The 24,917-nt window shown below is 70.7% G+C and carries 26 protein-coding genes and 1 riboswitch; of the genes, 18 read left to right on the top strand and 8 right to left on the bottom strand.

Annotated features, from left to right (window positions below):
• Positions 1-15 precede the first annotated feature (15 nt).
• From AVP41_RS00590 to AVP41_RS00605, 5 genes are all read left to right on the top strand, one after another.
• Positions 16-1,623 carry an AMP-binding protein gene (locus AVP41_RS00590; RefSeq protein WP_067159282.1) on the top strand — a complete coding sequence of 536 codons (1,608 nt, stop codon included), beginning with the start codon at positions 16-18 and terminating at the stop codon, positions 1,621-1,623.
• 86 nt (positions 1,624-1,709) lie between these two features.
• Positions 1,710-2,117: a hypothetical protein gene (locus AVP41_RS00595; protein WP_067159285.1), complete on the top strand. Its 408-nt coding sequence runs from the start codon at positions 1,710-1,712 to the stop codon at positions 2,115-2,117.
• Positions 2,114-2,629 carry a hypothetical protein gene (locus AVP41_RS00600; RefSeq protein WP_067159288.1) on the top strand — a complete coding sequence of 172 codons (516 nt, stop codon included), beginning with the start codon at positions 2,114-2,116 and terminating at the stop codon, positions 2,627-2,629. Before AVP41_RS00595 ends, AVP41_RS00600 begins: the two co-directional genes overlap by 4 nt.
• A gap of 112 nt (positions 2,630-2,741) precedes the next feature.
• Positions 2,742-3,002 carry a ClbS/DfsB family four-helix bundle protein gene (locus tag AVP41_RS17035; protein WP_331709366.1) on the top strand — a complete coding sequence of 87 codons (261 nt, stop codon included), beginning with the start codon at positions 2,742-2,744 and terminating at the stop codon, positions 3,000-3,002.
• A 9-nt stretch (positions 3,003-3,011) separates the two neighbouring features.
• Positions 3,012-3,590 (top strand): GNAT family N-acetyltransferase, encoded by a 579-nt coding sequence (locus AVP41_RS00605; protein WP_067159291.1) that lies wholly within the window; start codon positions 3,012-3,014, stop codon positions 3,588-3,590.
• 65 nt (positions 3,591-3,655) lie between these two features.
• On the opposite strand, the gene AVP41_RS00610 is transcribed toward AVP41_RS00605, so the two are convergent.
• The 6 genes from AVP41_RS00610 to AVP41_RS00635 all read right to left on the bottom strand — a co-directional run bounded on the left by AVP41_RS00610 (position 3,656) and on the right by AVP41_RS00635 (position 9,300).
• Positions 3,656-4,300, bottom strand: coding sequence for a hypothetical protein (locus AVP41_RS00610; protein WP_067159294.1), 645 nt, complete (start codon positions 4,298-4,300; stop codon positions 3,656-3,658).
• 6 nt (positions 4,301-4,306) lie between these two features.
• Positions 4,307-5,629, bottom strand: a complete 1,323-nt coding sequence (locus AVP41_RS00615) for an acyltransferase family protein (RefSeq protein ID WP_082828951.1) — start codon at positions 5,627-5,629, stop codon at positions 4,307-4,309.
• A gap of 97 nt (positions 5,630-5,726) precedes the next feature.
• Positions 5,727-6,401: a response regulator gene (locus tag AVP41_RS00620; protein ID WP_067159297.1), complete on the bottom strand. Its 675-nt coding sequence runs from the start codon at positions 6,399-6,401 to the stop codon at positions 5,727-5,729.
• Positions 6,401-7,633: a sensor histidine kinase gene (locus tag AVP41_RS00625; RefSeq protein WP_197464231.1), complete on the bottom strand. Its 1,233-nt coding sequence runs from the start codon at positions 7,631-7,633 to the stop codon at positions 6,401-6,403. The genes AVP41_RS00620 and AVP41_RS00625 overlap by 1 nt, the downstream gene beginning before the upstream one ends.
• 14 nt (positions 7,634-7,647) lie before the next feature.
• The gene (locus tag AVP41_RS00630; RefSeq protein WP_067159303.1) at positions 7,648-8,391 is read right to left on the bottom strand and encodes a DedA family protein; all 744 of its coding nucleotides are present in this window, start codon (positions 8,389-8,391) and stop codon (positions 7,648-7,650) included.
• Positions 8,392-8,484: 93 nt separating this feature from the next.
• On the bottom strand, positions 8,485-9,300 hold the full coding sequence (locus AVP41_RS00635; RefSeq protein ID WP_067159306.1) for a MerR family transcriptional regulator: 816 nt from the start codon (positions 9,298-9,300) through the stop codon (positions 8,485-8,487).
• A 153-nt stretch (positions 9,301-9,453) separates the two neighbouring features.
• On the opposite strand from AVP41_RS00635, the gene AVP41_RS00640 reads away from it, so the two are divergent.
• From AVP41_RS00640 to AVP41_RS00660, 5 genes are all read left to right on the top strand, one after another.
• Positions 9,454-10,383: an ABC transporter substrate-binding protein gene (locus AVP41_RS00640; protein WP_067159309.1), complete on the top strand. Its 930-nt coding sequence runs from the start codon at positions 9,454-9,456 to the stop codon at positions 10,381-10,383.
• A gap of 62 nt (positions 10,384-10,445) precedes the next feature.
• Positions 10,446-11,429, top strand: a complete 984-nt coding sequence (locus AVP41_RS00645; RefSeq protein ID WP_082828952.1) for an iron chelate uptake ABC transporter family permease subunit — start codon at positions 10,446-10,448, stop codon at positions 11,427-11,429.
• Positions 11,426-12,499, top strand: a complete 1,074-nt coding sequence (locus tag AVP41_RS00650; RefSeq protein WP_231902635.1) for a FecCD family ABC transporter permease — start codon at positions 11,426-11,428, stop codon at positions 12,497-12,499. The genes AVP41_RS00645 and AVP41_RS00650 overlap by 4 nt, the downstream gene beginning before the upstream one ends.
• Positions 12,492-13,352, top strand: coding sequence for an ABC transporter ATP-binding protein (locus AVP41_RS00655; protein ID WP_067159317.1), 861 nt, complete (start codon positions 12,492-12,494; stop codon positions 13,350-13,352). The genes AVP41_RS00650 and AVP41_RS00655 overlap by 8 nt, the downstream gene beginning before the upstream one ends.
• Positions 13,349-14,206 carry a siderophore-interacting protein gene (locus tag AVP41_RS00660; RefSeq protein WP_067159320.1) on the top strand — a complete coding sequence of 286 codons (858 nt, stop codon included), beginning with the start codon at positions 13,349-13,351 and terminating at the stop codon, positions 14,204-14,206. The genes AVP41_RS00655 and AVP41_RS00660 overlap by 4 nt, the downstream gene beginning before the upstream one ends.
• Positions 14,207-14,222: 16 nt before the next feature.
• Here the strand turns inward: AVP41_RS00660 and AVP41_RS16770 are convergent, their stop codons facing one another.
• A complete protein-coding gene (locus tag AVP41_RS16770) occupies positions 14,223-14,948 on the bottom strand; it encodes a GNAT family N-acetyltransferase (RefSeq protein ID WP_197464233.1) in 726 nt (241 codons plus the stop codon).
• 256 nt (positions 14,949-15,204) lie between these two features.
• Positions 15,205-15,296: riboswitch (TPP riboswitch) on the top strand.
• Here AVP41_RS16770 and thiM point away from each other — a divergent pair.
• From thiM to AVP41_RS00705, 7 genes are all read left to right on the top strand, one after another.
• Complete coding sequence (gene thiM / locus AVP41_RS00675; RefSeq protein WP_067159323.1) at positions 15,289-16,098, top strand: hydroxyethylthiazole kinase; 810 nt, start codon at positions 15,289-15,291, stop codon at positions 16,096-16,098. Its footprint overlaps the riboswitch before it by 8 nt.
• A complete protein-coding gene (gene thiE, locus AVP41_RS00680; RefSeq protein ID WP_067159326.1) occupies positions 16,095-16,745 on the top strand; it encodes a thiamine phosphate synthase in 651 nt (216 codons plus the stop codon). The genes thiM and thiE overlap by 4 nt, the downstream gene beginning before the upstream one ends.
• A complete protein-coding gene (locus AVP41_RS00685) occupies positions 16,742-18,277 on the top strand; it encodes a bifunctional hydroxymethylpyrimidine kinase/phosphomethylpyrimidine kinase (protein ID WP_067159329.1) in 1,536 nt (511 codons plus the stop codon). The genes thiE and AVP41_RS00685 overlap by 4 nt, the downstream gene beginning before the upstream one ends.
• Before the next feature lie 45 nt (positions 18,278-18,322).
• A complete protein-coding gene (locus AVP41_RS00690; protein ID WP_082828953.1) occupies positions 18,323-19,291 on the top strand; it encodes an ABC transporter ATP-binding protein in 969 nt (322 codons plus the stop codon).
• The gene (locus tag AVP41_RS00695) at positions 19,278-20,039 is read left to right on the top strand and encodes an ABC transporter permease (protein ID WP_067159334.1); all 762 of its coding nucleotides are present in this window, start codon (positions 19,278-19,280) and stop codon (positions 20,037-20,039) included. Before AVP41_RS00690 ends, AVP41_RS00695 begins: the two co-directional genes overlap by 14 nt.
• On the top strand, positions 20,039-20,701 hold the full coding sequence (locus AVP41_RS00700; RefSeq protein WP_067159337.1) for a TetR/AcrR family transcriptional regulator: 663 nt from the start codon (positions 20,039-20,041) through the stop codon (positions 20,699-20,701). The genes AVP41_RS00695 and AVP41_RS00700 overlap by 1 nt, the downstream gene beginning before the upstream one ends.
• A 25-nt stretch (positions 20,702-20,726) precedes the next feature.
• A complete protein-coding gene (locus tag AVP41_RS00705) occupies positions 20,727-21,392 on the top strand; it encodes a histidine phosphatase family protein (protein ID WP_067159340.1) in 666 nt (221 codons plus the stop codon).
• 40 nt (positions 21,393-21,432) lie between these two features.
• Here AVP41_RS00705 and nrdI read toward each other — a convergent pair whose 3' ends face one another.
• Positions 21,433-21,867 (bottom strand): class Ib ribonucleoside-diphosphate reductase assembly flavoprotein NrdI, encoded by a 435-nt coding sequence (gene nrdI / locus AVP41_RS00710; RefSeq protein WP_067159343.1) that lies wholly within the window; start codon positions 21,865-21,867, stop codon positions 21,433-21,435.
• A gap of 205 nt (positions 21,868-22,072) precedes the next feature.
• On the opposite strand from nrdI, the gene adhE reads away from it, so the two are divergent.
• Entirely contained in the window at positions 22,073-24,781 is a 2,709-nt protein-coding gene (adhE, locus tag AVP41_RS00715) for a bifunctional acetaldehyde-CoA/alcohol dehydrogenase (protein ID WP_067159346.1), read from the top strand.
• The last annotated feature ends 136 nt before the right edge of the window (positions 24,782-24,917 follow it).

Below are 24,917 nucleotides of genomic sequence, written 5' to 3' on the forward strand. Positions count from 1 at the left end.
CTTCAGGAGTCTCCTGTGTACACCAGCCCTTTTCCGGACATCGAGATCCCCGACACGACCGTCTTCACCTACCTCTTCGGCTCGCTGTCGCCCCACGACGCGGCGCGCACGGCGTTCATCGATCCGGCCGACGGTGCGGAGACAACCTACGCGCAACTCAAGACTCGTATCGAGCTCTTCGCGGGGGCGCTCGCTCGGCGTGGTGTCGGTCCCGGCGCGACGATCGCTCTCCTCTGCCCCAACGTGCCGGCCTTCGCGGTCGCCTTCCACGGCGCTCTCCGCGCCGGCGCGACGGTGACCACCGTGAACTCCCTCTCGACAGCGGCTGACATCGAGAAGCAGCTGCGCGACGCCGACGCCACGTGGCTCATCACGGTCTCGCAGCTCCTGGACAACGCCGCGGTGGCCACGCGGGCGGTCGGAATCCCGAATGAACGTCTGATCGTGCTCGATGGCGCACCGGGGCACCCCGATCTGGCTGGTCTCCTCGCCGAGAGCCACCCCGCGCCCTCGGTGCAGATCGATCCGGCCTCTCACATCGCCGTGCTGCCGTACTCGTCCGGAACGACGGGGACACCGAAGGGGGTGATGCTCACGCATCGCAATCTCGTCGCCAACGTCGAGCAGTGCCGTCCGATCGTGAGCCTCACAGCAGAAGACCGCGTGCTCGCTGTCCTGCCCTTCTTCCACATCTACGGCATGACCATGCTGCTCAATCTCGCGCTGCGTCGTCGTGCGGCTCTCGTCACGATGCCGCGCTTCGTGTTGTCCGACTTTCTCGCCAACATCGAACGCCATCGGTGCACGTTCATCTTCATCGCGCCGCCGATCGCGGTGGCACTGGCCAAGCATCCGTCCGTCGACGATCACGACATGTCATCCGTGCACACGCTGTTCTCCGGTGCGGCGCCGCTGGACGGAGATACGGCCGAGACGGTGGGGCGCCGGCTCGGAGCGCGGATGCTGCAGGGATACGGGATGAGCGAGCTCAGTCCCGTCTCACACGCCATGCCTCACCAGCGGCACGACATCCCCGTCAGTTCTGTCGGAGTGATGCTCCCCAACCAGCAGTGCAAGCTCGTCGACGTGGAGACCGGCGAGGAGATCACAGAGATCGGAGAGGCCGGTCAGACACCGCCCGGCGAGCTCTGGGTCAAGGGTCCGAATGTGATGCTCGGGTATCTGAACCGTCCCGATGCGACGGCAGAGACCCTCGACGGCGAGGGCTTCCTTCACACCGGCGACGTGGCGACCTACCACGAGGGTGGGTGGTTCACGATCGTGGACAGGGTGAAGGAGCTCATCAAGTACAAGGGGTACCAGATCGCGCCGGCTGAGCTGGAAGCACTCCTGCTCTCCCATCCCGACATCGCCGATGCAGCCGTGATCGGCGTCCTCGACGACGAGCGGCAGGAGGTGCCGAAGGCCTTCGTCGTCAGGGCCGGGGGTGCGGGGTTGAGCGAGGCCGACGTGACGGCGTTCGTCGACGAACGCGTGGCGCCCTACAAGAAGATCCGGCGGGTCGAGTTCGTGGACGCCATCCCGAAGTCCGCGTCCGGAAAGATCCTGCGGAGGGAGCTGCGTCAGGGCGAGACGCACGTGGGGACGCCCGGCCCTCGATGACGACGGCGAGCCGGTGACGGGGCGACCTGATCGCTAGGCTGGCGGAGCGGGCGGCCGCGGGTGACGCCCAGACCGGACGGAGAACCATGACGAGATACGCCGACGGAGAACGGATCGGGCGGCGGAGCCTCCGCTGGGATGCCGTGTACTGCGTCGTGCTGGGAGCGGCCGTGCTGGTGGCAGCGCCGTGGGTGGGCTCGGGCGTGGCGCTTCCCGTCCCGGTGATCGCCGGCGTCGGAGCCGCCGTGATCGTCTGGGCCGGGCTCGTCGTCGGGCTGCTCCGGCGGCTCCCGCTGCGGATGGCGTTGCGCATCGTGATGGTGGCGAACGTGGTCGCCGCGGTCGCCGTCGCCTCGGTGTCGGTTGCCGCCGCGACAGGGTTCACGATCCTCGTGGTCCTCGCTGTCGCGGTCGAGGTGGCTCTGTTCGCCGCGAGTCAGGCGGCGGCCCTCCGCCTCCTGCGGCTGGCACCCGCGGGTGTCGCGTCGCGATGAGCGCCGCCGACGCGGGGGAGAGCGAGTCTCGGGCGCACCGCGCGTCCGTCCTCAAAGAGCGCATCTACGTCTCTTTCACGACGCTGGCCGTCGTCATCGCACTCCGGGCCCATGACGACCATCCCTCGGCCAGTGTGGCCCTGGGCACCCTCGCTGTGACGGTGATCGCCACGGTCGTCGCCGTCTACGTCGCCGATGTGCTCAGCCATATGGTCGTCCACGAGGGCCTGCCGCACTCCGCCGAGCATCGCCGGATCGTCACGAGCACGCTCGGCGCCGCGACGGTCTCACTGCCGCCACTGATCAGCTTGGCGCTGGCCGCGCTCGGCCTCTACTCGGCAGCCGCCGGCCTGGTGGCCGCGATGGTGTTGACGATCGCGACTCTGGCTGCCGTCGGGGTTCTCGCGGTGCGAAAGCTGGCGCTGCCGCGAGGCCAGCGGATCGCGATTCTCGTCGGCGAAGTCGCCCTCGCCACCGTGGTCATCGCCCTCGAGCTGCTCGCACATCGATAGGCAGCGCTTCTCGGCCTGCGTCGCGGGCTCGCTCGCCGTGGCCGGGACCCCTGGCCGCATAGACCGATTTCACGGCGCACGCCGCCGACGCGCGAGTCGCTCGCGACATAGGGTGAAGCGAAGAGCAGTCCCGCGCGCACGCCCCCGCTCGCTGCGCGCAGATCCGAGGCAGACGTGGCCGTTCCACAGACACGCGAACAACTCCTCGCCGCGATCGAGAAGACCTTTTGAGAGTCGAAGCGACGAGGAGCTCTACGGGGCGCCGTGGTATCGCACGTGGACGATGGGGCGGATGATCTCCTTCAACACGTCCTCGCCGTATGCCAACGCGCGCGGCCGCCTGCGCGCGTGGCTCCGCGAGCGCGCTCGATAGCCTGGTCGGGTGGAGATCCGCCTGACCGACCCGACCGACCTCCCTCTCGCAGCCGATGTCCTGGCCGACGCGTTCCGGGACTACGCGTGGACGCGTTACATCATTCCCGAAGAGGCATATGACGATCGCCTGCGCGCACTCCAGCTGCTGTATCTGGAGTACGCCAACGACCACGGGCTCGTCGGCATCGCCGCAGGCAAGGACGGCGAGGTCGACGGAGTGATCGCGCTCGTGGCTCCCGGAGCGCCGGATCCCGCGCCCGAGGCGGTGCGGCGGGTGGTCGAACTCCACGGCGACCGCATCGACCGGCTCTCTCACGCCTCCGAGGTCGATGCGCAGGCGTGGCGCCTGGAGACCCTCGGGGTCCGAAGGTCGCGACAGGGCGCCGGCCTCGCCTCAGCGCTGCTGAGCTTCGCCGACTCCCTCGTCGCCGTGCGGGGAGGCGGACCCGTGACGCTGGAGACGTCCGATCCCCGCAATGTGCGGTTGTACGAGCGTCACGGGTTCGGTGTCGTCTCGCACGAACCGGCATCGAGGCGACCGCCGGTGTGGCGGATGCGCGCAGTCATCGACGCGGACCGACCCTGACCCGCGCGGACCGACCCTGACCCGCGCGGACCGACCCTGACCCGCGCCCCGACCTGGCGCTCCCGTCAGGACGCCTGGGCCATCATTCCGACGAGCGCATCCGCGACGTCTTGCGGAGTGAGAGTCGCGAACTGCTTCTCGTCGAGGGAGTTGATCTCCAGAGTGACGATGGTGTCGCTGTCCTCGTCGTGGTACAGCGCCTGGTACCTGCCCTGCGGGTTGGTCGGGTACCACCGGGTGAGCACCCATAGGTCGAGCTTTCCGGACGTGACCTCGGTCACGGTGTTCTCCTGCACGCGAGAGCTCTTCTGGGTACGGAACTGCTCCACGGTGGTCGCTACGGCCTCGGCCGACGCGGCCTGGATCAGCTGGAGCTCGCCGGCGTAGGCGTCAGGTTTCCACAGACTGCAGATGTAGCGGTATCCCGACGCGTCGTCGCCGAACGGCCCCCACCCCGAGTCCGTGAACGTCCCCGTCTCATCGAGGATCTCCGGCGGACTGTCGGCCAGCAGGCACTTCCCGCGCGACATCACCGGTGTGCCGCTCTGGTGCCCGGCGGAGGAGGGCCAGCCCTCAGCGGTGGTGGTGCGCCACGGCTCGGGGACTCCCGTCACGCTGCCGGGATCGACACCGGGTGACGCGGTGCAGGCGGAGACCAGCAGGACGAGGGGAAGGGATGCGGCAGCAGCCCAGGAGGTTTTCCGTCGCATGAGCGTTCACTCTACCCAGGCCAGTGCCCGCGATCGTCGCGGCCGACGAGCCTGGCTGAGGGCCAGGAGGAGGAGACCGGTCCCGATGAGCGCGGTCATGACGGTGGTGCCGCCCGCGAGGAGGAGGACGACGGCGACGATCCCCGAGAGTGCGGCCCGTGCCGCCCGCTGCGGCGATGAGGTCACGCGCGGCAGCCGTCGGCGTTCGACCGCCGAGACCGCGACGGCGATCAGGGCGGTGCCGACCACCACTCCGGCCCACCAGAGGGGACGCGTCAGCCACCACTGCGGAGTCGAGGGAGAGGGAAGCACCATGCCGAAGTGCATTCCGGCCAGCGCGAGCCCGCCCGCGAGGCTCAGGACGACGGGCATGTGCCACAGATAGATCGTCATGGAGCGGGCGTTGACGAAGTCGCTGAACGCGGCGACGCGGCGGCGGGCGCTCACCCGCCCGAGCGCACCGCGTGCGAGCGACAGCACGGCCGTCTGCGCGACACCGAGGAGGAGGAGAGCGGCGGTGGGCGGATTGAGGTTCTCGAACAGGTCGGGGGAGTAGACGTTCGTCGAGACGAGCGCCGCGAGCACTCCCGCCGCGCCCACCGCGCTCCCCCAGCGCACGCGCTGGGGGAGCGCGTCGATGCGGCCGTCGGCGAGGAAGAAGCCGATCTGCTGCAGGGTCAGCCAGACGAACGCGAGGTTGAGGAAGCCGATCGCGTCGATCCCGAGGGTTGCGCGCGCCACGTCCACGAGCACAGCGCTCGCGGCCAGCGCGCCGAGAGTCGCCACCGGCGCCGAACGATGCGCACGGTGCAGCGCGGGCAGGAGCGCCTGACACAGCAGAAACGCCCCGAGGAACCAGAGCGGCTGGGCGAAGCGGAACCCCGCGACCGCGACGATCTCGGGATCGACACCCGCGACAGACAGGGCGGCCAGCGCGGCGCCGACCACCGCGACGACCAGCGCCGCCGGGAGCAAGAGGCGTTGCACCCGCCCCGCCACGAACCCGGTGCCGTCGCCGCCGCGAGCGCGGAGTGCGCCGAGACCGAGGGACCCGGCGAACCCGCCGATGACGAAGAACACCGGCATGATCTGAACCACCCAGGTCAGCGGCGCGAACCACGCGGCGCCATCGGCGGCGTTGAGAAAGACCGGCCCGGTGTCCTCCAGGACGACGCCGGCCATCAGCGCATGCAGCAGCACGACCACGACGACGCAGCCGGCGCGCACGAGGTCGATCCCGCGATCGCGACCCGCCGGGGCGGATGCGGGAGCCGGTCGCCGCGGAGTCGCGACCACGACGGTGCAGGCGATGGGATGGGCGACGGTCATGGAGTCCTCCTCGGGTGGCTCCCGAGGAGGTTATGGAAACGGTCGCACCCGGGGCATCACCCCGAGGTCTTGCGCCGCCCCCTACCGGGGAGGGAGATCACCCCGCGGCAGGCTCGGCCAGTCCGCTGTCGTACGCGAAGATCACGGCCTGCACGCGGTCCCGCGCTCCGATCTTGCCCAGCACCTTGCCGACGTGGGTCTTGACGGTCTGCTCGGCGATGAAGAGCGTGCGGGCGATCTCGCTGTTGGACATGCCCTTGCCGAGGAGGACGAGGACCTCTCGCTCTCGTTCGGTGAGGGTCGACAGGGCCTGGGTAGCCCGGGTGACGCGGGGCTTCTGGGCGGCGAACTGGGCGATCATCCGACGCGTCACCCGCGGCGAGAGGAGTGCCTCGCCCGCGGCGATCACGCGGACGGCCTGGACGAGCTCCTCGGGCAGGGCGTCCTTGAGGAGGAACCCGCTGGCCCCGGCTTGGAGCGCGTCGTACACGTAGTCGTCGATGTCGAACGTCGTGAGCATCAGGATGCGCGGCACGTGTGCGGCGGGATATCCGGGCCCGAGGATGTGGCGTGTCGCGGCGATGCCGTCCATCTCGGGCATCCGCACGTCCATCAGGATCACATCGGGGTCGAGTCGGGCCGACAGAGCGACGGCCTCGGACCCGTCGGAGGCCTGCCCCACGACGCGGATCCCTTCGTGGGCGTCCAAGAGCGCCGCGAACCCGGCGCGGACCATCGCCTGGTCGTCGGCGATCAGCACCGTGATCGTCATCACATCTCCTCTGCGGCGCGCGCCAGGGGGAGGACGGCGGCCACCGTCCATCCTCCGGCAGGATCGGCGGCGGCGCTGAGCGTGCCGTCGAGAAGGGCCACCCGCTCGTGCATGCCGCGCAATCCGTGACCTGCGGTGCGACGCGGGTCGGCGGCGTGGACGGCGGGCGAAGGGGAGTCGCGGCGGGGCTCCGTCGAGCCGGAGTCGTGGACGCGCACGGCCAGCGCGTCATCGCCCCGGCGGAGCGACACCTCGATCGCGGATCCGGGGGCGTGGCGCACGGCGTTGCTCAGCGCCTCCTGAACGATCCGGAAGCCGGTCACCTCGACGCCGGAGGGAACCATCTCCGAGACCCCCTCCATCGTCAGACTCACGCGCACCCCCGTGCGGCGGACGCCGTCGACGAGGGCGGGGATGTCCGACAGGCGAGGGACGGGCGAGAGCGCCGCGGTGTCCTCCTCGGTTCGCAAGACGCCCAGCAGATGCCGCATCTCCGCGAGGGAGGTGCGCGCGGTGGCGGCGATGTCGTCGAACTCCGAGGCGACCGGCTCCGGCAGTTCCGGAAGACGGTAGCGCGCCGTCGACGCCTGCACCTGGATGACCGACAGGCTGTGGGCGACGACGTCGTGGAGTTCGCGTGCGACCCGGCTGCGCTCCTCCACGAGTTCGCGGCGGGCCTGCTCCTGCGCGGTGAGTTCGCGGGAGCGGACGAGTTCGGCGCCGACACGGATACGCGCCGCGATCAACACCCCCACCAGGAGCGCCGCCGCCGTCACCGACGCCGTGACGATGAGATTAGCGGTGGCGGCTCCCACGCTGACGGCATCGGGGAAGATCCAGACCAGCACGAGGGCGCCCGCGTTGCTGACGCTCCACGTGAGCACGCCCCAGCGCCAGTCGTGGCGGATCGTGAGTACCAGCAGCATCAGGACGAAGGCGAGCGTGGCCGCCACCGACCACGGCCATGGCCAGGACGGATCTCGATCGGGAGAGGCCGACCACGGCAATGCGAAGGCGGCGACGCAGAACGCCACGACCGCGGTACGGGGCCGGCTGACCGCCACGAGGGGAGCGGCGCAGAGCGCTGCGCCGAGGATCATCGCCGCGGGAAGCACCGTGCCGGAGAAGACCGCCTGCAGCGGCACCAGCACGCTGAACAGGGCGACGGCGGCGAGGGCGAGAAGGCTCAGCCACACCGTTCGGCGATCGGCGCGGCGCTTTCGAGGAGTCATCGCCGGCATGTCTCCTAGTGTGTCCCACCGGGCGACGAGCCGTGCGCGGTCGCGGGCGCTGCGCGCGCGGCCGCGACCGCGAGGGGTGCGTCGACGGCGGCGACGTCCGCGGCGCTGGCGGCGGGGTCTCCCGTGCCCCTCTCGTTGCCGGCGGCAGCCGCTCGTCGCCGGCGGCGGAGGACGACCGTCCGATCGACGGCTAGCCCGACCGTGAGGGCGGCGACGATCGCCAGCGCCGCGCTCAGCACTGGTTGGTCACCCAGCCACGAGGCGGCCAGCACGCCGATCGCGGCGCTGGATGCCGCCCACCCGATGGCGGCGACGCCGCTCAGCGGAACGAACCGGCGTCGCGGATATCGCACGGCGCCCGCCGACATGTTGACCGCGACGCGGCCGACCGGGATGTACCGCGCGCCCAGGATGAGGACGGCGCCGCGTTCATCCAGGGTCTGCCGCGCGCGAGCGAACACCGCCGCCACCTTCGGCCTCCGCATCCACCGGAACCGCGTCGTCCCCATCGCGCGGCCCAGGGTGTATGCGATGTTGTCACCGATCATCGCTCCCGCCGCGGCCACGAGGCACAGCAGCACGAGCTGCGGGAACGAACCCGTCGAGACGGCCACCGCCGCCGCGGCGACCAGCACCGTCTCGCTGGGGACCGGCGGGAAGAACCCGTCGATCACCGCGGCGGCGAACAGCACGAGCAGGAGCCACGGCGATGCCGCGGCGGCGGTGATGAATGCGTTGACGACCTCCACCCCTCGACGCTAGGAATCGGGAGCGGCCCTCCACATCGCTCGCAGGTATCGACCGTGTCGTTCTCGCGGGTGATTCCCCGCTGCGGCGCGGCCTCAGGCGCGCTCGACGGGCACCTGCAGCTCGGTCAGCCAGTCCGGTCCCGGCTCGTGGCCGTCGGCATGCAGGTACACCTCGCGGCACGCGCCCACGACGCGGTAGCCGTCGGTGACGAGGGTCTCCATGAGGGTCGACCACGACTCGCCGATACCGGTCATGTCTCCGTGGTGGCGCAGGGTGGCGGCGATGGGGATCGCGGGGAGTTCCACCACGTCATACCCGTCGCCGGGCACCGGCTCGGGCTCCGCGGTGTAGGAGACGTGGACGGTCAGGTCGTTGCCGGATGTGGCGTCGTACCAGAAGATCCCGGGTTCGATGAGTCGGCGCCCCGCGGCCTCCAGCGCCCGGTCGAGACCCTCGATGAGCGGACCGATGACGGGTGACACATTCTCCGGCCCACCGCCCGGCGCGACCCCGTGCACCGCGTACACGGTGACGGCGGGGACGTGCGTGTAGACGACATCAGACATGGTGATTCCTTCCAGACGACGGAGGCGCCGCTCGATGCGCGCGAGGTCCTGCTGGGCGGCGGCGACGGACGATGTCAGCTCGCGCCGGCGTGCGTCGAGGACCGCATGCAGGACGCGGTCCTGCTCGTCGGCGTCGACGACCGTCGCGATCGCGTCCAGGCCCACCCCCAGGTCACGCAGCTCCGCGATGCGCAGCAGGACGGGCAGCTGCGCGATCGCGTAGAGGCGGTAGCCGCTTCGCGGGTCGACGCGCGCGGGGGCGAGCAGGCCGATGCTGTCGTAGTGACGCAGCATGCGCACGCTGACGCGCCCCAGCGCGGCGAACTCTCCGATGGTGTACATGATGTCCTCACTGTCGACCCTGACACAGTGTGAGGCTCAAGGTGTTCGCCTCGGCGGTCTGGGCCGATTTAGGTTAGGGTGGCCTTACCTGACCGTCGCGCCGTCTCCCGAGATGCGCCGGTCTCTTCACCCCCCCAGAGAGGTCTTCTTCGCATGCGATCTTCCCTGTCCCGTCGAGCGCTCGCCTGGGCGTCTACCGCGGCGCTCTCCGTCCTCCTGCTGGCCGGGTGCGCCGCGCCGGGCGCCGAGCCGGCGGCCAGCGCGCCCGCGGCGACCCGCACGGTCGAGCACGCGCGCGGCACGGCGACGGTGCCCGACGAGCCGCGGCGGGTCGTCGTGCTCGAGCCGGTGGAACTGGACACGGCCGTCGCGCTCGGGGTGACTCCGGTGGGGGCAGCGGTCGCCAGCAACGTGGCGGGCGTCCCGAGCTACCTCGGTGTCGACGGCGTGGAGCCGGTCGGCACGGTTCCCGAGCCGGATCTGGAAGCGATCGCCGCGCTGAAGCCCGACCTCATTCTCGGCACGGAATCCCGGCATTCGAAGCTGTACGACCAGCTCGCGGCGATCGCGCCGACGGTCTACATGCAGACGCAGGCAGACCCGTGGCAGCAGAACGTGCTGCTGATCGGGGAGGCGCTCGGGCAGAAGGAGCGCGCCCAGCAACTCGTCGACGGCTTCAACGACCGTTGCGCCGAGATCAAGGACCGCTTCGACGTCGCCGGCAAGACCGCCAACATGATCCGGCCCCGGGACGAGACGACGCTCAGCCTCTACGGACCCGTCTCCTTCGCGGGAGGAGCCCTCGAGTGCGTGGGTCTGAGCATTCCGGATCAGGACTGGGAGGACGGGCTGCAGGCCGACCTCTCGCCGGAGAACATCCTCGACGCCCGCGCCGACTACGTGTTCATCACGACCACCGACGTGGACGACTCCTCGACGATTCCGTCCGCCATCACCGAGAACGCGGCGGTGTTCCCCTCGGTGACGCTGGTGGACACGAGCTACTGGGTGTCGGGCGTGGGGCCGAAGGGCGGCGCGCTCGTGCTGGACGACATCGAACGCTTCCTCGACGCGCAGCAGTGACGACGGCCCGACTCGGGCGATCGCGCACCGGCGCGAGCGTGACGACAGGACGGCGAGGCCGGGTGACCCTCGGCTTCGCCGTCCTCGGCGTGCTCCTCATCGTCGCCGTGGCGCTGTCGCTCACCGTCGGGTCGAACCCCCTCGCCCTCGGAACCGTCCTCGACGTGCTGCGGGGCGGAGGGTCGGCGGAGGCTCGATACGTCGTCGCCGAGCTGCGCGTGCCGCGCACGGTGGCGGGGGTGCTCGTGGGCGCGGCGCTCGGAGCCGCGGGAGCACTCATCCAGGCCTACACACGCAATCCGCTCGCCGACCCGGGGATCCTCGGGGTCAATGCCGGAGCCGCGTTCGCGGTCGCGGTCGGCGTCGCGTTCTTCGGACTCCGGGACATCTCGGCGTTCGTCTGGTTGGCCTTCGCCGGCGCCCTGCTGGTCACTCTCGCCGTCTCCGTGATCGGGTCGGCGGGCCGGGGTGCGGCCGATCCTCTGCGCTTGACATTGGCGGGTGTCGCCCTCGGCGCCGTCCTTGCGGGGCTCACGACGGGAATGACGCTCAGCAACCCCGACGCCTTCGATCGGATGCGCTCGTGGAATGCGGGGTCGCTGCTCGGCCGCGACCTCGACGTCGTGGGGGCCGTCGTCCCCTTCGTCATCGCGGGACTCGTCCTCGCGATGCTCCTTGCCCCGGGGCTGAACGCCCTCGCTCTCGGCGACGACGTGGCTCGTGTTCAGGGTGCGAGAGTCGGCGCGATCCGCGTCGGCGTGATCCTCGCCGTCACCGTGCTCGCGGGGACGGCCACCGCCGTGGCGGGCCCGATCTCCTTCGTCGGCCTGATGGTGCCCCACGTCGCGCGCTGGCTGTTCGGGGTCGATCAGCGCCTGATCCTCGCGGTGTCGATGCTGTCGGCGCCGGTCGTGGTGCTGGCCTCGGATGTCCTCGGGCGGATCCTGATCGCCCCCGCCGAGATCCCCGTCGGAATCGTGACGGCGTTCGTCGGCGCGCCCGTCCTGATCGCTCTGGCGCGCCGACGGAAGGCGAGCACGCTGTGACGTCCGCGCCGCCCCGTCCCGTCCCACCCGCGATCGACCCGGGGTATCGCCGTCTCCGGGTGCGCCTGGGTCCGGTGCGACTCGACTGGCGCGTGCGCAGTCTCCTCGTCGGCGTGGTGCTCGCCGTCGTCGTCGCCGTGCTCGGCGTGCTCTCGCTCGGTCTCGGGTCCTACCCCCTCACACCGGAGGCCGTCGTCCGCGCGCTCTTCGGAGGCGGTGAGGCCCTCGACCGCACCGTCGTCACGGAGTGGCGGCTGCCGCGCACGACGGCGGCGATCGCCTTCGGCGCCTTCCTCGCCGTCGCGGGGGCGCTCTTCCAGACGGTGACTCGCAACCCCCTCGCCAGCCCCGACATCCTCGGCTTGTCCAACGGCGCCTTCACGGGGATGCTGCTGACGATGGTGTTCGTCTCCACGAGCTGGCCCGTCCTCATGGCGGGAGCCACCGGGGGAGGGATCCTCACCGCGCTGCTCATCTGGGCGCTCGCCCGACGAGGCGGTGTGCAGGGGTTCCGGCTCATCGTCGTCGGCATCGGCGTCGCGGCCCTCCTGTCGTCGCTCAACACGTGGATGCTCCTGGAGGTGGAGCTGGAGACCGCGATGTTCGCGTCGGCGTGGGGCGCGGGGAGCCTCAACGGTGTCGCGGCCCCCCAGGTCGTCGGCGCGATCGCCTGCGCCGCGCCACTGCTGCTCCTGCTCGTTGCCCTCACCCCACGCCTGCGTCAACTCGACCTGGGCGACGACGTGGCCACCGCGACCGGGGCGACGCCCCAGGGGGTGCGCACGGTCGCGCTGCTCGTGGGGGTCGGGCTGGTCGCCCTCGCGACCGCCGTGATGGGTCCCGTGGCCTTCATCGCCTTCGCCGCCCCGCAGGTGGCGCGCCGGATCGCCCGCACGCCCCACCTCTCCCTCGGAGTCTCGGCCCTCGTCGGTGCGCTCCTGCTGCTGGCGTCGGACGTCGTCGCCCAGCACGTCCTTCCCGTCACCCTCCCCGTCGGCGTCGTCACCGTCTCCGTCGGGGGGCTGTACCTCGTCCTCGTCCTCGTCCAGGAGATCCGCCGCCGTGCCTGAAGAGCTCTCACGCCCCCCATCCGTCTCCGCTCGGCTCCGTGCCGAAGCCGTCCGCCTGGGGTACGACGGCGCGGCCATCATCGAGGAGCTGACCGCCGAGATCCCCGATGGCTCCTTCACCGTCATCATCGGCCCCAACGCGTGCGGCAAGTCAACTCTGCTGCGCGGACTGTCGCGACTGCTCGCTCCACGCTCCGGTGCCGTGATCCTGGACGGGAAGGAGATCACCGAACGACCGGCCAAAGACGTCGCCCGGCGTCTCGGGCTCCTTCCGCAGACCGCGCTCGCCCCCGACGGCATCACCGTCGCCGACCTCGTCGGCCGCGGCCGGTATCCGCACCAGGGCTTCCTGCGTCAGTGGTCGGAACGCGACGAGCAGGCGGTGCACGACGCGCTCGCCGCCACCGGCACGACCGAGCTCGCCCCCCGCCGGGTGGAGGAGCTGTCAGGAGGCCAGCGTCAGCGCGTGTGGGTGGCGATGGTGCTGGCGCAGGAGACGGATCTGCTGCTCCTCGACGAGCCGACGACCTTCCTCGACATCGCGCATCAGGTGGAGCTGATGGAACTGTTCGCGCACCTCAATCGTCAGGGTCGCACGATCGTGGCCGTCCTCCACGATCTCAACCACGCCGCGCGCTACGCCGACCACATCATCGCGATGCGGCAGGGGCGGATCGTCGCGGCGGGGTCTCCCACCGAGGTGGTCACGAGTGAGCGGGTGGAGGAGATCTACGGGCTCCCCAATGTCGTGATCGCCGACCCCGTCACAGGGGGTCCGCTCGTCGTTCCCCGGGGCGTTCCCGTCCCGGCGGTCGAAGGGCCTGTCCCGACCTCTGAAGGAGAGGAGCGGTGAGCTCGGTCGCAGAGGCCGGCCGCCACTGGGAGTACAGCGCCTTCCCGGTGCGGGTCGCCGCCGTCCAGCGCCTCAGCCCCGGCTTCGTCAGGATCACTCTCGCCGGTCCATCCCTCGTCCACTTCGCCGCGTGGGGACTCGATCAGCGGATCAAGCTCGTCCTCCCCATGCCCGATGGCACGCGGCCCGAGTTCGGGCTGCTCGACGAGCCGACGCCGCATCCCCAGGAGTGGTACACCCGGTGGAAGCAGCTGCCCGTGGAACGGCGCAACGTGCTGCGCACGTATACGCCGTCGGCGATCCGCCCCGAGCGCGCCGAGATCGACGTGGACGTGTACGTTCACCAGCCGGCCGGTCCGGCATCGGCGTGGGCGCTCTCGTGCACGGTCGGCGACGAGCTCGTGCTGACGGGCCCCGACGCCCGCGTCGGCTTCACCGGCTACGGCATCCACTACACGCCGCCGAGACCGCCCTCCCGTGTGGTGCTGATCGGCGACGAGTCCGCACTGCCGGCCATCAACAACATCGTCCGACAGCGCGCCGAGAACGTGCGGTTCGAGATCTTCCTCGAGCTGGGCGATCCGGCGGACGACACGCTCGTGCCGGTGAGCGACGGCGACCGAGTGGAGGTCGTGCGGCGTCGGGGCACCGGCGGCGAAGCCCTGGAAAGCGCGATCGCGGGGTGGGACGGTGCCGAGGAGGTGGCCGCCGATCCCGACGCGTACGTCTGGATCGCGGGGGAGACCGGCGCCACCGCGCGCATGCGACGGCACCTGACCGCGGCGATGCGGATCGACAAGGAGCGGGTCGCCTTCCTCGGGTACTGGAAGCACGGCGGTCCGCTCGTCTCCTGAGCGAAGGCTCGGCGGTTCAGCTCCGCTGGAAGACCCGCTCGCCGTCGATCTCCTCGCCGGTCGCGACGAACCCGGCCCCGATGTACAGCGCGATGGCGCGCTCGTTGTCGGGGCGGACGCCGAGCAGGATCCGGTCGCAGCCCTCGAGCGACGACATGCGCGAGAGAATCTGGTCCAGGGCTGCCCGCGCGTACCCGCGGCCTTGGAAGCGCTGATCGATCATCAGGCGGTAGATCCAGTAGTTGCCGTCGTCCGGGTCGAGGGCGCACATCGCGAAGCCCACGATCTCCTCGCCGGCGCGCACGACGAGCGGAGTGCAGAAGGAGTGCTCCGCAGCCTCGTCCAGGGACGCTTCGTTCGTCGCGACGAAACCGTCCTGCTCGGGTCGGACTGAGAGGGCGATGACGACATCGCGGTCCTCCGGCAGGAACGGGGTGACGCGCACCGCGGCGGTGGCACCGTCCGGAACCCGAGTGATCTCGTAGCGGCGTTCGATGCCGGCGGTGGCCGTGCCCCACGTGCTCGCGGCGGCGTTTCGCTGATGTTCGGCGAAGGCGGCCTCGTCGGCGAAGAGTTCCTCGACGCTCCACACCCTCGGGTCGGCCGTCGGGTTCACCTCGAAGCGCAAGCATCCGGGCTCTGCCCGGGTGCGGGCGACGTGGTCGGGGAGATGACGCTCGACAGTGGCGGCTTCGACGTCGTCACGGCAGAGGAGGCGGCCGGTGAGGTGGATTCGGGGCATGTGTGGTCTTTCGTCGTCCTTCTCGGTCCTTCTCGGGCCTTCTCGGTCCTTCTCGGCGGGCCAAAAGCAGGCCGGATCGCCGCCGCACCGCCTTCCCGGCCTCCAGCGGCGGTTCGGGCCTGCTTTTCGCGCGCGGAACACGGGTGACGTCGTCGCCGGTGAGACGGCTCGCGGCGGTGCGCGGTATCCCGAGGCTATCGATACCCCGGAGGGTGGCGGTCACGACCACCGGCGCACCCGGGTAACGTGGAGCCCAACACGTGACACGGGGTGCCCGCCAGGGCTGAGATCACACCCGTCGAACCTGATCTAGTTCGTACTAGCGAAGGGATGTCGCGCCATGACGCGCACGCCACCGCCTCTGATCGACTCCACTTGTGCGGCCTGGGAGGAGGTGCGCTCCCGCTCGCCGCTCGTCCACTGCATCACCAACAGCGTGGTCATTGGGATGACCGCCAATGCCGTCCTCGCCCTCGGCGGCGCCCCCGCAATGGTCGACATCCCAGGGGAGGCGGGCCCGTTCGCGGCGGCGGCATCGGGTCTCCTCGTCAATCTCGGTACCCCCACCACCGAGCAGCGCCAGGCGACGCGTGAGGCCGTCGCCGCCGCGAAGGGAGCCGGAACTCCCTGGGTGCTCGACCCCGTCGCGGTCGGCTCCCTGCCCGTGCGCACCCCGCTCGCTCATGACCTTGCGTCGCAGTCACCCGCGATCGTTCGCGGCAACGCCTCGGAGATCATTGCGCTCGCCGGCGGCGGGGCCGGAGGGCGCGGTGTCGACGCCACCGACGACGTCGAGGCCGCCGCTTCCTTCGCGGTCGCCCTCGCCGCTCGCACCGGCGGCGCGGTCGCCGTTTCTGGGCCCGTCGATCTGATCATCGCCGACGGACGGTCCGCCCGCGTCCGCAACGGTCACGCTCTGCTCACGCGGATGACCGGGGGCGGCTGTGCCCTCGGTGCGGTGATGGCAGCGTTCGCCGCGGTCGAGTCCGACGCGTTCGTCGCCGCGACGGCAGCCTCCGTCGTCTACGGGGTGGCCGCCGACGTGGCGGCCGAAGGCGCCGCCGGTCCCGGGTCCTTCGCGGTCGCCTTCCTCGACGCGCTCGCCGGTCTCACCGCCGACGCGATTCTCGCTCGGGGTGTGGTCGCATGATCGATCTCTCGTTGTCGCTCGTGACCGACTCCGGTATCGCGACCCGCGCGGGGCACGATCTGGCGGACCTCGTGGCCGCGGCCGTGGCGAACGGCGTGACCTCGGTGCAGGTGCGGGAGAAGACTCTGTCCGGCCGCGCTTTCCTGGAGACGGTCTGCCGGATCGCCGAGGTCGTCCCCGACGGCGTTCCCGTCATCGTCAACGACCGCGTGGACGTCTACCTCGCCGCCCGTGCGGCCGGCGCCGCCGTCGCGGGCGTCCATGTGGGGCAGTCCGACCTGCCTCCCCGGCTCGTGCGCACACTCATCGGCGACGACGCCGTGCTGGGTCTGACCGCCGGCACGCCCGGGCAGGTCGTCCGGGCTGCGCGCGACGATGCGCGGATCGACTACGTGGGCGTCGGAGCGCTCCATGCCACGCGGACCAAACCCGACGCGCCGCCCGCGCTGGGGCTCGCCGGCGCGCGGACCGTGCTGGCGGAGTGCACGCTGCCGGCGGTCGTGATCGGTGGCGTCACCGCCGTCGATGTCGCGGGTCTGCGCGCCGCCGGCGCCGCCGGGGTCGCCGTCGTCTCGGCCATCTGCGGGGCCCCGGATCCCGGACCGGCCGCGCGAGAGCTCCGGCGGGCGTGGGAGGAGGCGGCATGAGCCGGGCGCGCACACACATCCCGCGTGTGCTCAGCATCGCGGGAACCGACCCCTCGGGCGGGGCGGGCATCCAGGCCGACCTCAAGAGCATCGCCGCGGCCGGCGGCTATGGGATGGCGGTCGTGACGGCGCTGGTCGCGCAGAACACGCGCGGTGTGCGTTCGGTGCACACCCCGCCGGTGTCCTTCCTCGTCGAGCAGCTGGACGCGGTGTCCGACGACGTCGAGATCGACGCGGTCAAGATCGGGATGCTCGGGGGCGCGGAGGTCATCGGTGCCGTCTCGTCCTGGCTCGACCGGGTCCGTCCGCCGATCGTGGTGCTCGACCCCGTCATGGTGGCCACGAGCGGCGACCGCCTTCTGGAGAGGGACGCTGAAGACGCCCTCCGCGCGCTGTGCGAACGCGTCGACCTCGTCACCCCCAACGTGCCGGAGCTCGCCCTCCTCCTGCGGGAATCGCCGGCGCGGACATGGCCCGAGGTGCGGGCCCAGGCCGAGCAGTTGTCGCGCACGCTCGGGGTGCGGGTGCTGGCGAAGGGCGGCCACCTCGACGGGCCCGACGCCGTCGATGCGCTCGTGGACGCGAGGATCCAGCCCCCAGACGTGGCCGAGTACTCCGCCGGGCGCATCGTCACGACCAGCACGCACGGCACGGGATGCTCGCTCTCCTCCGCGATCGCGGCCCGCGTCGCTCGCGATGGGGACTGGAACACGGCGGTCGCGGAGTCCAAGCGGTGGCTCCTGGAGAGCGTTCGCGGCGCCGACGCGCTGCACGTGGGGTCGGGGAACGGTCCGGTCCATCACTTCGCGGGGCTGTGGGAGCGCGGAGGCCTCCGCACTCGTCCGACCCTCGACGAGGTGCGCGAGGAGTGGTGGCGCTCGATCGCCGACATCCGCGCCGACATCGACCGCCTCCCGTTCGTGCGCGGCCTCGGGGAGGGCACGCTTCCTCGCGCAGCGTTCCTCTGGTATCTCGCGCAGGACGCCCTCTACCTCCGCGACTACGCGCGGCTGCTGGCGGAGGCGAGCCGGCGGGCGCCGTCGCGTGACGAGCAGGCGTTCTGGGCCCGGAGCGCATCGGGCGCGCTGGACGGCGAGCTGCAGTTGCACGACGAGTGGCTTTCCGGGGTCCCGGGCGGCAACGTCGATCCCGCTCCGTCGACCACGGCCTATCTCGACCATCTCCACGCGTCGGCCCGCGAGGGGTATGACGTCCTGATCGCCGCGCTCCTTCCGTGCTTCTGGCTGTACCAGGACGTCGGGGTTCGGCTGGAACGGCACTCGCATGCCGCGCACCCGTACGCCTCGTGGCTGGAGACGTACGCCGATCCGGCCTTCGCCGAAGCGACGGACACCGCCCTGAGATGGGTGACGCGCGCCGCCGCGCGCGCCGACGAGGAACGCCGTCGTCGAATGGCGGAGGCCTTCCGCGCGTCCGCCGTCCACGAGCGCGAGTTCTTCGCTGCTCCGCTGCGGGAGGCTGGCCCGCACGGGGTCGATTCGCGTCCATCCCTCAGTAAGTCTACAGTGTAGATAAATGGGGTCGCGAGAGCCGCGGTCTCGCGACGAAGGAGCAGCATGGGTATGCGAGTGAGCACCGAGAGGAGCGGGCTCCAGGCGCGGGACATCGCCGTGCGCCGCGGAGGCCGGCGAGTGCTGGGCGCCGCGACGCTCGCCGTCGCCCCCGGCGAGGTCGTGGGCCTTCTCGGGGCCAACGGCGCGGGAAAGTCCACGTTCATCGAGGTCGCCGCGGGGCTTCGCGTGCCGGACCGTGGATCGGTGACCATCGACGGCATCCCCGTCGGCGACCGGCGCGCAGCGGCGCGGGTGGGGCTGGCTGCGCAGGACACCGCGGTCTACCCGGTCCTGACCGCGGCGGAGAACCTCGAAGCGGTCGCCCGCCTCTACGGGGCGCGTCGCGCCGCTTCGCGGCGACGTGTTGCCGAGGTCGTGGAGATGCTCGGCCTCACGGCGCAGGCCACGACCCGCGCCGACCGCCTCAGCGGCGGGCAACGCCGGCGCCTGCATGCCGGCATGGCGCTCATTCATCGCCCGTCGGTCCTCTTCCTCGACGAGCCGACGGTCGGATCCGACGTCGAGTCGCGGCGACGGCTCCTCGATCTCGTCGGCGCGCTCGCCGCCGAGGGGGTCGCCATCGTCTACACGACGCACTACCTCCCCGAGCTCGAGGAGTTGAACGCCCGCATCGCGCTCCTGCACGACGGGGCCATCCGGTCGCTGGGCACGGTTCGTGAGGTCGTGGACGAATGGGGGAGCGGCCGCGTCGCGCTCCGGCTGCGCAACCCGCAGGACGCACCACTGCCGCCCGGATGGCGCCGGGAGGGTGATTCGCTCGTACGAGATGCGCGGGGCAGCGACCTGGCACGTGTGCTCGCGTCGGGCATCGACGGGCTCGGCGCACATGCGGGCGAGGTCGTCGACGTCCGCGTGGAGCGCTCTTCGCTCGATGTGGCCTACCTCCGGCTCCGTGAGCGGGCCCAGGCGACGGGTCGCCGCGACGAGGGCGACACGCATGTGGCGGCATAGCGTCGCCGTCGCCGCCATCGACGCGCGGATCCTCTGGAAGGATCCCGCTCCGGTGGCCGTCATGATCGTCCTGCCGCTCCTGTTCGTTCCCTTCTTCGCCCCGGGCGCGAGTGCGCAGCTGGCGACTGCGGGACGGGTCGGCGTCGACGGGGCCGCGTACGCCGTGCCGAGTCTCGCGGTGCTGTTCGCGCTGCTGTGCGTGCAGCAGGTCATCGGTGCGCTTTACCGGGATCGGCAGTGGCGCACCTGGGATCGCCTCCGCGCCTCGCCCGCGCCGCGGTCCGCGATTCTCGTCGGCAAATCGCTGACCGCGCTCGCGGCGCAGGCGGCGCAACTGCTCGTCGTGCTCGGCGGGGGCGCGGTGCTGTTCGGGTTCCGTCCGCGCGGCGATGTGCCGGCCCTGATCCTCGTGGCCGTTCTGTTCGCGACGGTGATGGTCGCCCTCGGCCTCGTGCTGTTCTCCCTGTTCCGCTCGGATGTGCATGCTCTCGTCGTCTGCAATATCGTGGCGATGGTGATGGCGGGTCTCGGCGGTGCATTCGGTCCCGTCACCGGTCTTCCCGCGGCGATGCAGAGCGCCGCCCTCGCCTCGCCGGCGTACTGGGCGATCGATGCCATGACCTCTCTCAGCCTCGATGGCGCGGGCGTGGTCGACGTCCTGCCGGCGGTGGCGATTCTGATGCTGTGGACGGTGGGGCTCGTCGCGTTCGCGGCGCTTCGGCTTCGCCGTCGCCGGGAAGGCTCCTGATGTCGCCGCGACCGGCGCGGTTCACGCGCGAGGATGCCGTCTCGGCCGCGTTCGCCCTCGCCTCTGCGCACGGCGCCGAGCACGTGACGATGCGTCGCGTCGCGGGGGAGCTCGGGGTCGACCCCATGGCGCTCTACCGCCACTTCTCTGCGCGCGACGAGCTCATGGCGGCAATCGCCGATCGTTTCTGGGAGCGGCTGGAGCTGCCGGAGGAGTCCGCGTCGGCGTCGTGGCAGGACTACGCCCACGCCCTCATGGCAGGCCTCCGCGCCCAGCTGGGACGAGATCCCGGGGTGATCCCGATCGTGGCGACCCATCCGATCGGCTCCGCGGCGGCCCTCGCGGCGGCTGACGGGGCTGTGGGTGCCCTGCTGCGGACGGGGGCCCCGGTGCACCCCGCGCTCGGCGACCTCGTGAACGTGCTGGTCATGCTCACCGTGGCCTCGGCGCTGGGCGAGTTCGCCCCCCGCGCCGGATCGCCGCCCGTCGATGCGGCGGCGGAGCGGGACGGGTCGCCCTCGGACGCCGCTGAGGGAGAGGTCGCGATGGCCTCTCTTCCCCATCTCGGCGCGTTGATGGCGGCGGGTTGGCAGGCGTCGCACGAGAGACAGTTCGACGCCGCGATCCGGGCCGTGTTGGCGGGCTGGACATGGCAGCCCTGACGACCCTGAAGAAAGGACGACGCGCATGAGGACGCTCTACATCGTCACCCACCCCGAGGCCACTCATCATGTCGAGGGGCGCGTCGGGGGCTGGTACGACTCCGAGCTCACCCCGACCGGGCTCGGTCACGCCGAGGCGGTGGCGCGCCGGCTGGCGGAGCGGATCCCGCAGGGTGCGGGCGTTCAGCTCTACACGTCCGACCTGCGTCGCACCGCGCAGACCGCGGAGGCGATCGGTCGTCGTCTCGGCGTCGCGGCGATCGAGGACGCGCGCCTCCGGGAGAAGTCCTACGGCGTCGCCGAGGGCCGGCCCCAGTCCTGGCTGGACGAGCGCTTCGTCACCCCTCCGCCGCACGGCGAGCGGCTGGAGCACGACGAAGGGATCGACGGCGCGGAGACCATGGCGCACTTCGGCACGCGTGTGTACGCCGCAATGGACGACATCCTCGCGTCTCCGAGTGAGCACCAGATCGTCTCCACGCACGGCGGCGCGCTGACGTTCGTGGCCGCGGCCTTCCTGCGGCTTCCGCTCGAGGGCCTGCAGTACTTCCGGCTGCGCGCCCAACCGGGCGGGATTACGGTGCTGCAGGAGGACGACCACTTCCACAACCGCTCCCTGCGAGAGCTGAGCGACACGACCCACCTCTCCCCGCTTTCCGCCCCCCGAGCGTCCATGACGCGCCGGGTCTGACAGGCCCGAGTCGGCGCGTCGTGGACACTCACTGGAGGGTTTAGGCGGTGGCCTCGTCCAGGGCGGCGTCGAGCTCGGCGAGGATCTCCGCACACCGGGCGACGTCTTCCGGCGTCCCGGCGAGCTCGAACTCGAAGAGAATGGGTCGACCGGACCGTGCCGCCAGCCGTCGCGCGGCCGCTTGGTAGTAGACGCCGAAGTTGCGGTTGCCGGATCCGATGATGCCGATGAGGCGTCGCCGGTTCATGGGGGAGCGGAGGAACGAGCGCACTCCCGCCGGGAGGGTGACCTCGTTGGCGTTGCCCGCTTTGTATGACGGCGTGAGCAGCACCCACGGCCCGGGAACCTCCGTGCGCCGCACCGGCGCGTGAGCGAGGTTGAACACGTCGCGCCCGTCGAGGCGGGAGAGGGCCTCAGCGAAGCGGCCGGTGAGGTTCGACACCGAGGAGTAGTAGTAGAGCGGCACCTTCGGCATGGCTCCAGTGTGGGCCGGAGCCGCCGCTCTCCGCCGGTCGAATCGACGTGACAAAGCGCGGATCACCGCGGCGCGGCATATTCACGGCGCGAACCTTGTGTGGTCAGACCACAGGGTGCATAATGAGAGGACAAGGGCGGGGAACGATCCCGACCCGAACCAGCAAGGGTGCGGATCCTGCATCCGTGCCGGGTAGGAGAACCCAATGTCCACGTCGATCGATGCTCTGGTCGAACGCGCTCAGGTCGCTCTCGCGGAGTACGCATCATTCACGCAGGAGCAGGTCGACCACATCGTCCGTAAGGCGTCTGTGGCCGCGCTGCACCACCACGGTGATCTCGCGGTGCTCGCGGTGGAGGAGACCGGCCGCGGCCTGTTCGAAGACAAGGCCGTGAAGAACATGTTCGCGTGCGAGCACGTGACGAACTCGATCATCAACCAGAAGACGGTCGGGGTGATCTCCCACGACGAACTCACCGGGATCACCGAGATCGCCGACCCCGTGGGCGTCATCTGCGCGCTCACCCCGGTCACCAACCCGACCTCCACCGCCATCTTCAAGTCGCTCATCGCCCTGAAGACCCGCAACCCGATCGTGTTCGGATTCCACCCCTCGGCGCAGAAGTGCTCCGTCGCCGCGGCCCGCATCGTCCGCGATGCAGCGGTCGCCGCCGGCGCCCCCGCCGACTGCATCCAGTGGATCGAAGAGCCCTCCATGGAGGCCTCCGGGGCCCTCATGAACCACCCCGGTGTTGCCCTCATCCTCGCCACCGGCGGTAACGCGATGGTCCGCGCCGCTTACTCCTGCGGCAAGCCGGCTCTCGGCGTCGGCGCGGGCAACGTCCCGGCGTTCATCGAGCGCACGGCGAAGGTCGGTCGCGCCGTCAACGACATCGTCCTGTCCAAGTCGTTCGACATGGGCATGGTGTGCGCCAGTGAGCAGGCGGTCATCCTCGACGAGCCGATCGCCGAGGAGGCTCTGGCCGAGTTCGAGCGTCTGCACGCCTACCGTGCGACCCCGGCGGAGAAGACGATGCTCGAGGAGTTCATCTTCGGTGTCGCGGCCGGGAGCGAGAACTGCGCGGGTGCGAAGCTCAATCCGACCGTCGTCGGCCAATCGCCGCAGTGGATCGCCGAGAAGGCGGGCTTCACGGTTCCGGAGGACACGTCGATCATCCTCGCCGACGTCACCGGTGTCGGGCCGCACGAGCCGCTGACCCGCGAGAAGCTGGCTCCCGTGCTCGCCGTCCTGCGCGCCGCCACCCCCGACGAGGGCATCGACCTGGCCCGCCAGATGGTCGATTTCGACGGCCTCGGGCACTCGGGTGCGATCCACTCCAACGACCAGGCGGTCATCGCGAAGTTCGGCGAGGTGGTCCGGGCCGTCCGCATCATCGAGAACAGCCCCTCGGCCCTGGGTGGCATCGGTGACATCTACAACGCCTTCATGCCCTCCCTCACGCTGGGCTGCGGCTCCTACGGCCACAACTCGGTCTCCAACAACGTCTCGGCGGTGAACCTCTTGAACGTCAAGCGCATCGGTCGTCGCAACAACAACCTGCAGTGGTTCAAGGTGCCGGCCAAGACCTACTTCGAGCCGAACGCCATCCGCTACCTCGCCGACATGCGGGGCCTCGAGCGGGTGACGATCGTCACCGACGAGACCATGACCAAGCTCGGCTACGTCGACAAGATCATGGACGTGCTGAACCGCCGCGAGAACCGCGTGCAGGTGCAGCTGCTCAACCAGGTGCGTCCCGAGCCGAAGGTCTCCGAGGTCCGGGCGGGTGCCGAGCAGATGCGTCAGTTCCAGCCCGACACGATCATCGCCCTGGGTGGCGGGTCGCCGATGGATGCGTCGAAGGTCATGTGGCTGCTCTACGAGAACCCCGAAGTGGAGTTCTCCGACATGTGCGAGAAGTTCTTCGACGTCCGCAAGCGTGCGTTCAAGTTCCCCGAGCTCGGCAAGCTCGCGAAGCTCGTCTGCATCCCGACGACGTCCGGCACCGGCTCGGAGATGACGCCGTTCGCGGTGATCACCGACGACGAGACCGGGATGAAGTACCCGCTCGCCGACTACGCCCTCACCCCGTCGGTCGCCATCATCGACCCCGAGCTGACGAAGGTGCTCCCGGGCTTCCTCGTCGCCGACGCCGGGTTCGACGCGCTGACCCACGCCACCGAGGCGTACGTGTCGGTCTACGCGAACGACTACACCGACGGGCTCTGCCTCCACGCCATCAAGCTCATCTTCGAGAACATCGAGCTGAGCGCGAAGGCGCAGCCGAACTCCACCGACGCCGCCGAGCTGAGGGCCCGCGAGAAGATGCACAACGCGGCATCCATCTCGGGCATGGCGTTCGGCAACGCGTTCCTCGGGATCGTCCACGCGATGGCTCACGTCACCGGCGCGACGTATCACCTGGTCCACGGGCGGACGAACGCGGTCTACCTGCCGCACGTCATCCGCTACAACGGTCGGGTGCCCTCCAAGCTCACCAGCTGGCCGAAGTACGAGCGCTACGTCGCTCCGGAGCGTTTCCAGGAGATCGCCGCCCACTTGGGCCTTCCGGCTTCGACGCCGGAGGAGGGCGTGGAGAGCTACGCCCGGGCCGTCGAGGCGCTGCGCGACCGCGTCGGGATCGAGCGTTCGTTCCAGCAGCAGGGCGTCGACGAGACCGCGTTCATCGCCGGCCTTCACGACCTCGCCATGGCCGCCTACCGCGACCAGTGCGCTCCCGCCAACCCGCGGATGCCGATGATCGAGGACATGAAGACGCTCATGGAGGCCGCCTACTACGGCACGTCGTTCGACGAGGTGCGGGCCCAGCGCAAGGGCACCCACGCCGAGAGCGAGGCCGTGACCGGCACCGTCAAGACGGTCAAGAAGGGCCGCTCGAAGACCACCGCCTGATCGGACGGGCCACTGCGGGGCCGGGGGAGCATACCCGGCCCCGCAGTGGTGCGCCCAGACCGGTGAGCCCGTGCGCGTCGGGGGCGGCCGCGCCTTTCCTCCCCAGTCGGACTATCGCCGCAGCTCTCCACAGAAT

This window comes from Microbacterium sp. TNHR37B, from assembly GCF_001620065.1.
GTDB lineage: Bacteria > Actinomycetota > Actinomycetes > Actinomycetales > Microbacteriaceae > Microbacterium.

Bases quoted from the DNA above. Each gene is read 5' to 3' on its own strand.
- AVP41_RS00595 (WP_067159285.1), top strand. From the start codon at position 1,710: ATGACGAGATACGCCGACGGAGAACGGATCGGGCGGCGGAGCCTCCGC.
- AVP41_RS00600 (WP_067159288.1), top strand. From the start codon at position 2,114: ATGAGCGCCGCCGACGCGGGGGAGAGCGAGTCTCGGGCGCACCGCGCG.
- AVP41_RS00610 (WP_067159294.1), bottom strand. From the start codon at position 4,300: ATGCGACGGAAAACCTCCTGGGCTGCTGCCGCATCCCTTCCCCTCGTC.
- AVP41_RS00615 (WP_082828951.1), bottom strand. From the start codon at position 5,629: ATGACCGTCGCCCATCCCATCGCCTGCACCGTCGTGGTCGCGACTCCG.
- AVP41_RS00620 (WP_067159297.1), bottom strand. From the start codon at position 6,401: ATGACGATCACGGTGCTGATCGCCGACGACCAGGCGATGGTCCGCGCC.
- AVP41_RS00625 (WP_197464231.1), bottom strand. From the start codon at position 7,633: ATGACTCCTCGAAAGCGCCGCGCCGATCGCCGAACGGTGTGGCTGAGC.
- AVP41_RS00635 (WP_067159306.1), bottom strand. From the start codon at position 9,300: ATGTACACCATCGGAGAGTTCGCCGCGCTGGGGCGCGTCAGCGTGCGC.
- AVP41_RS00640 (WP_067159309.1), top strand. From the start codon at position 9,454: ATGCGATCTTCCCTGTCCCGTCGAGCGCTCGCCTGGGCGTCTACCGCG.
- AVP41_RS16770 (WP_197464233.1), bottom strand. From the start codon at position 14,948: ATGCCCCGAATCCACCTCACCGGCCGCCTCCTCTGCCGTGACGACGTC.
- thiM (WP_067159323.1), top strand. From the start codon at position 15,289: ATGACGCGCACGCCACCGCCTCTGATCGACTCCACTTGTGCGGCCTGG.
- thiE (WP_067159326.1), top strand. From the start codon at position 16,095: ATGATCGATCTCTCGTTGTCGCTCGTGACCGACTCCGGTATCGCGACC.
- AVP41_RS00685 (WP_067159329.1), top strand. From the start codon at position 16,742: ATGAGCCGGGCGCGCACACACATCCCGCGTGTGCTCAGCATCGCGGGA.
- AVP41_RS00690 (WP_082828953.1), top strand. From the start codon at position 18,323: ATGGGTATGCGAGTGAGCACCGAGAGGAGCGGGCTCCAGGCGCGGGAC.
- AVP41_RS00695 (WP_067159334.1), top strand. From the start codon at position 19,278: ATGTGGCGGCATAGCGTCGCCGTCGCCGCCATCGACGCGCGGATCCTC.
- AVP41_RS00700 (WP_067159337.1), top strand. From the start codon at position 20,039: ATGTCGCCGCGACCGGCGCGGTTCACGCGCGAGGATGCCGTCTCGGCC.
- AVP41_RS00705 (WP_067159340.1), top strand. From the start codon at position 20,727: ATGAGGACGCTCTACATCGTCACCCACCCCGAGGCCACTCATCATGTC.
- nrdI (WP_067159343.1), bottom strand. From the start codon at position 21,867: ATGCCGAAGGTGCCGCTCTACTACTACTCCTCGGTGTCGAACCTCACC.
- adhE (WP_067159346.1), top strand. From the start codon at position 22,073: ATGTCCACGTCGATCGATGCTCTGGTCGAACGCGCTCAGGTCGCTCTC.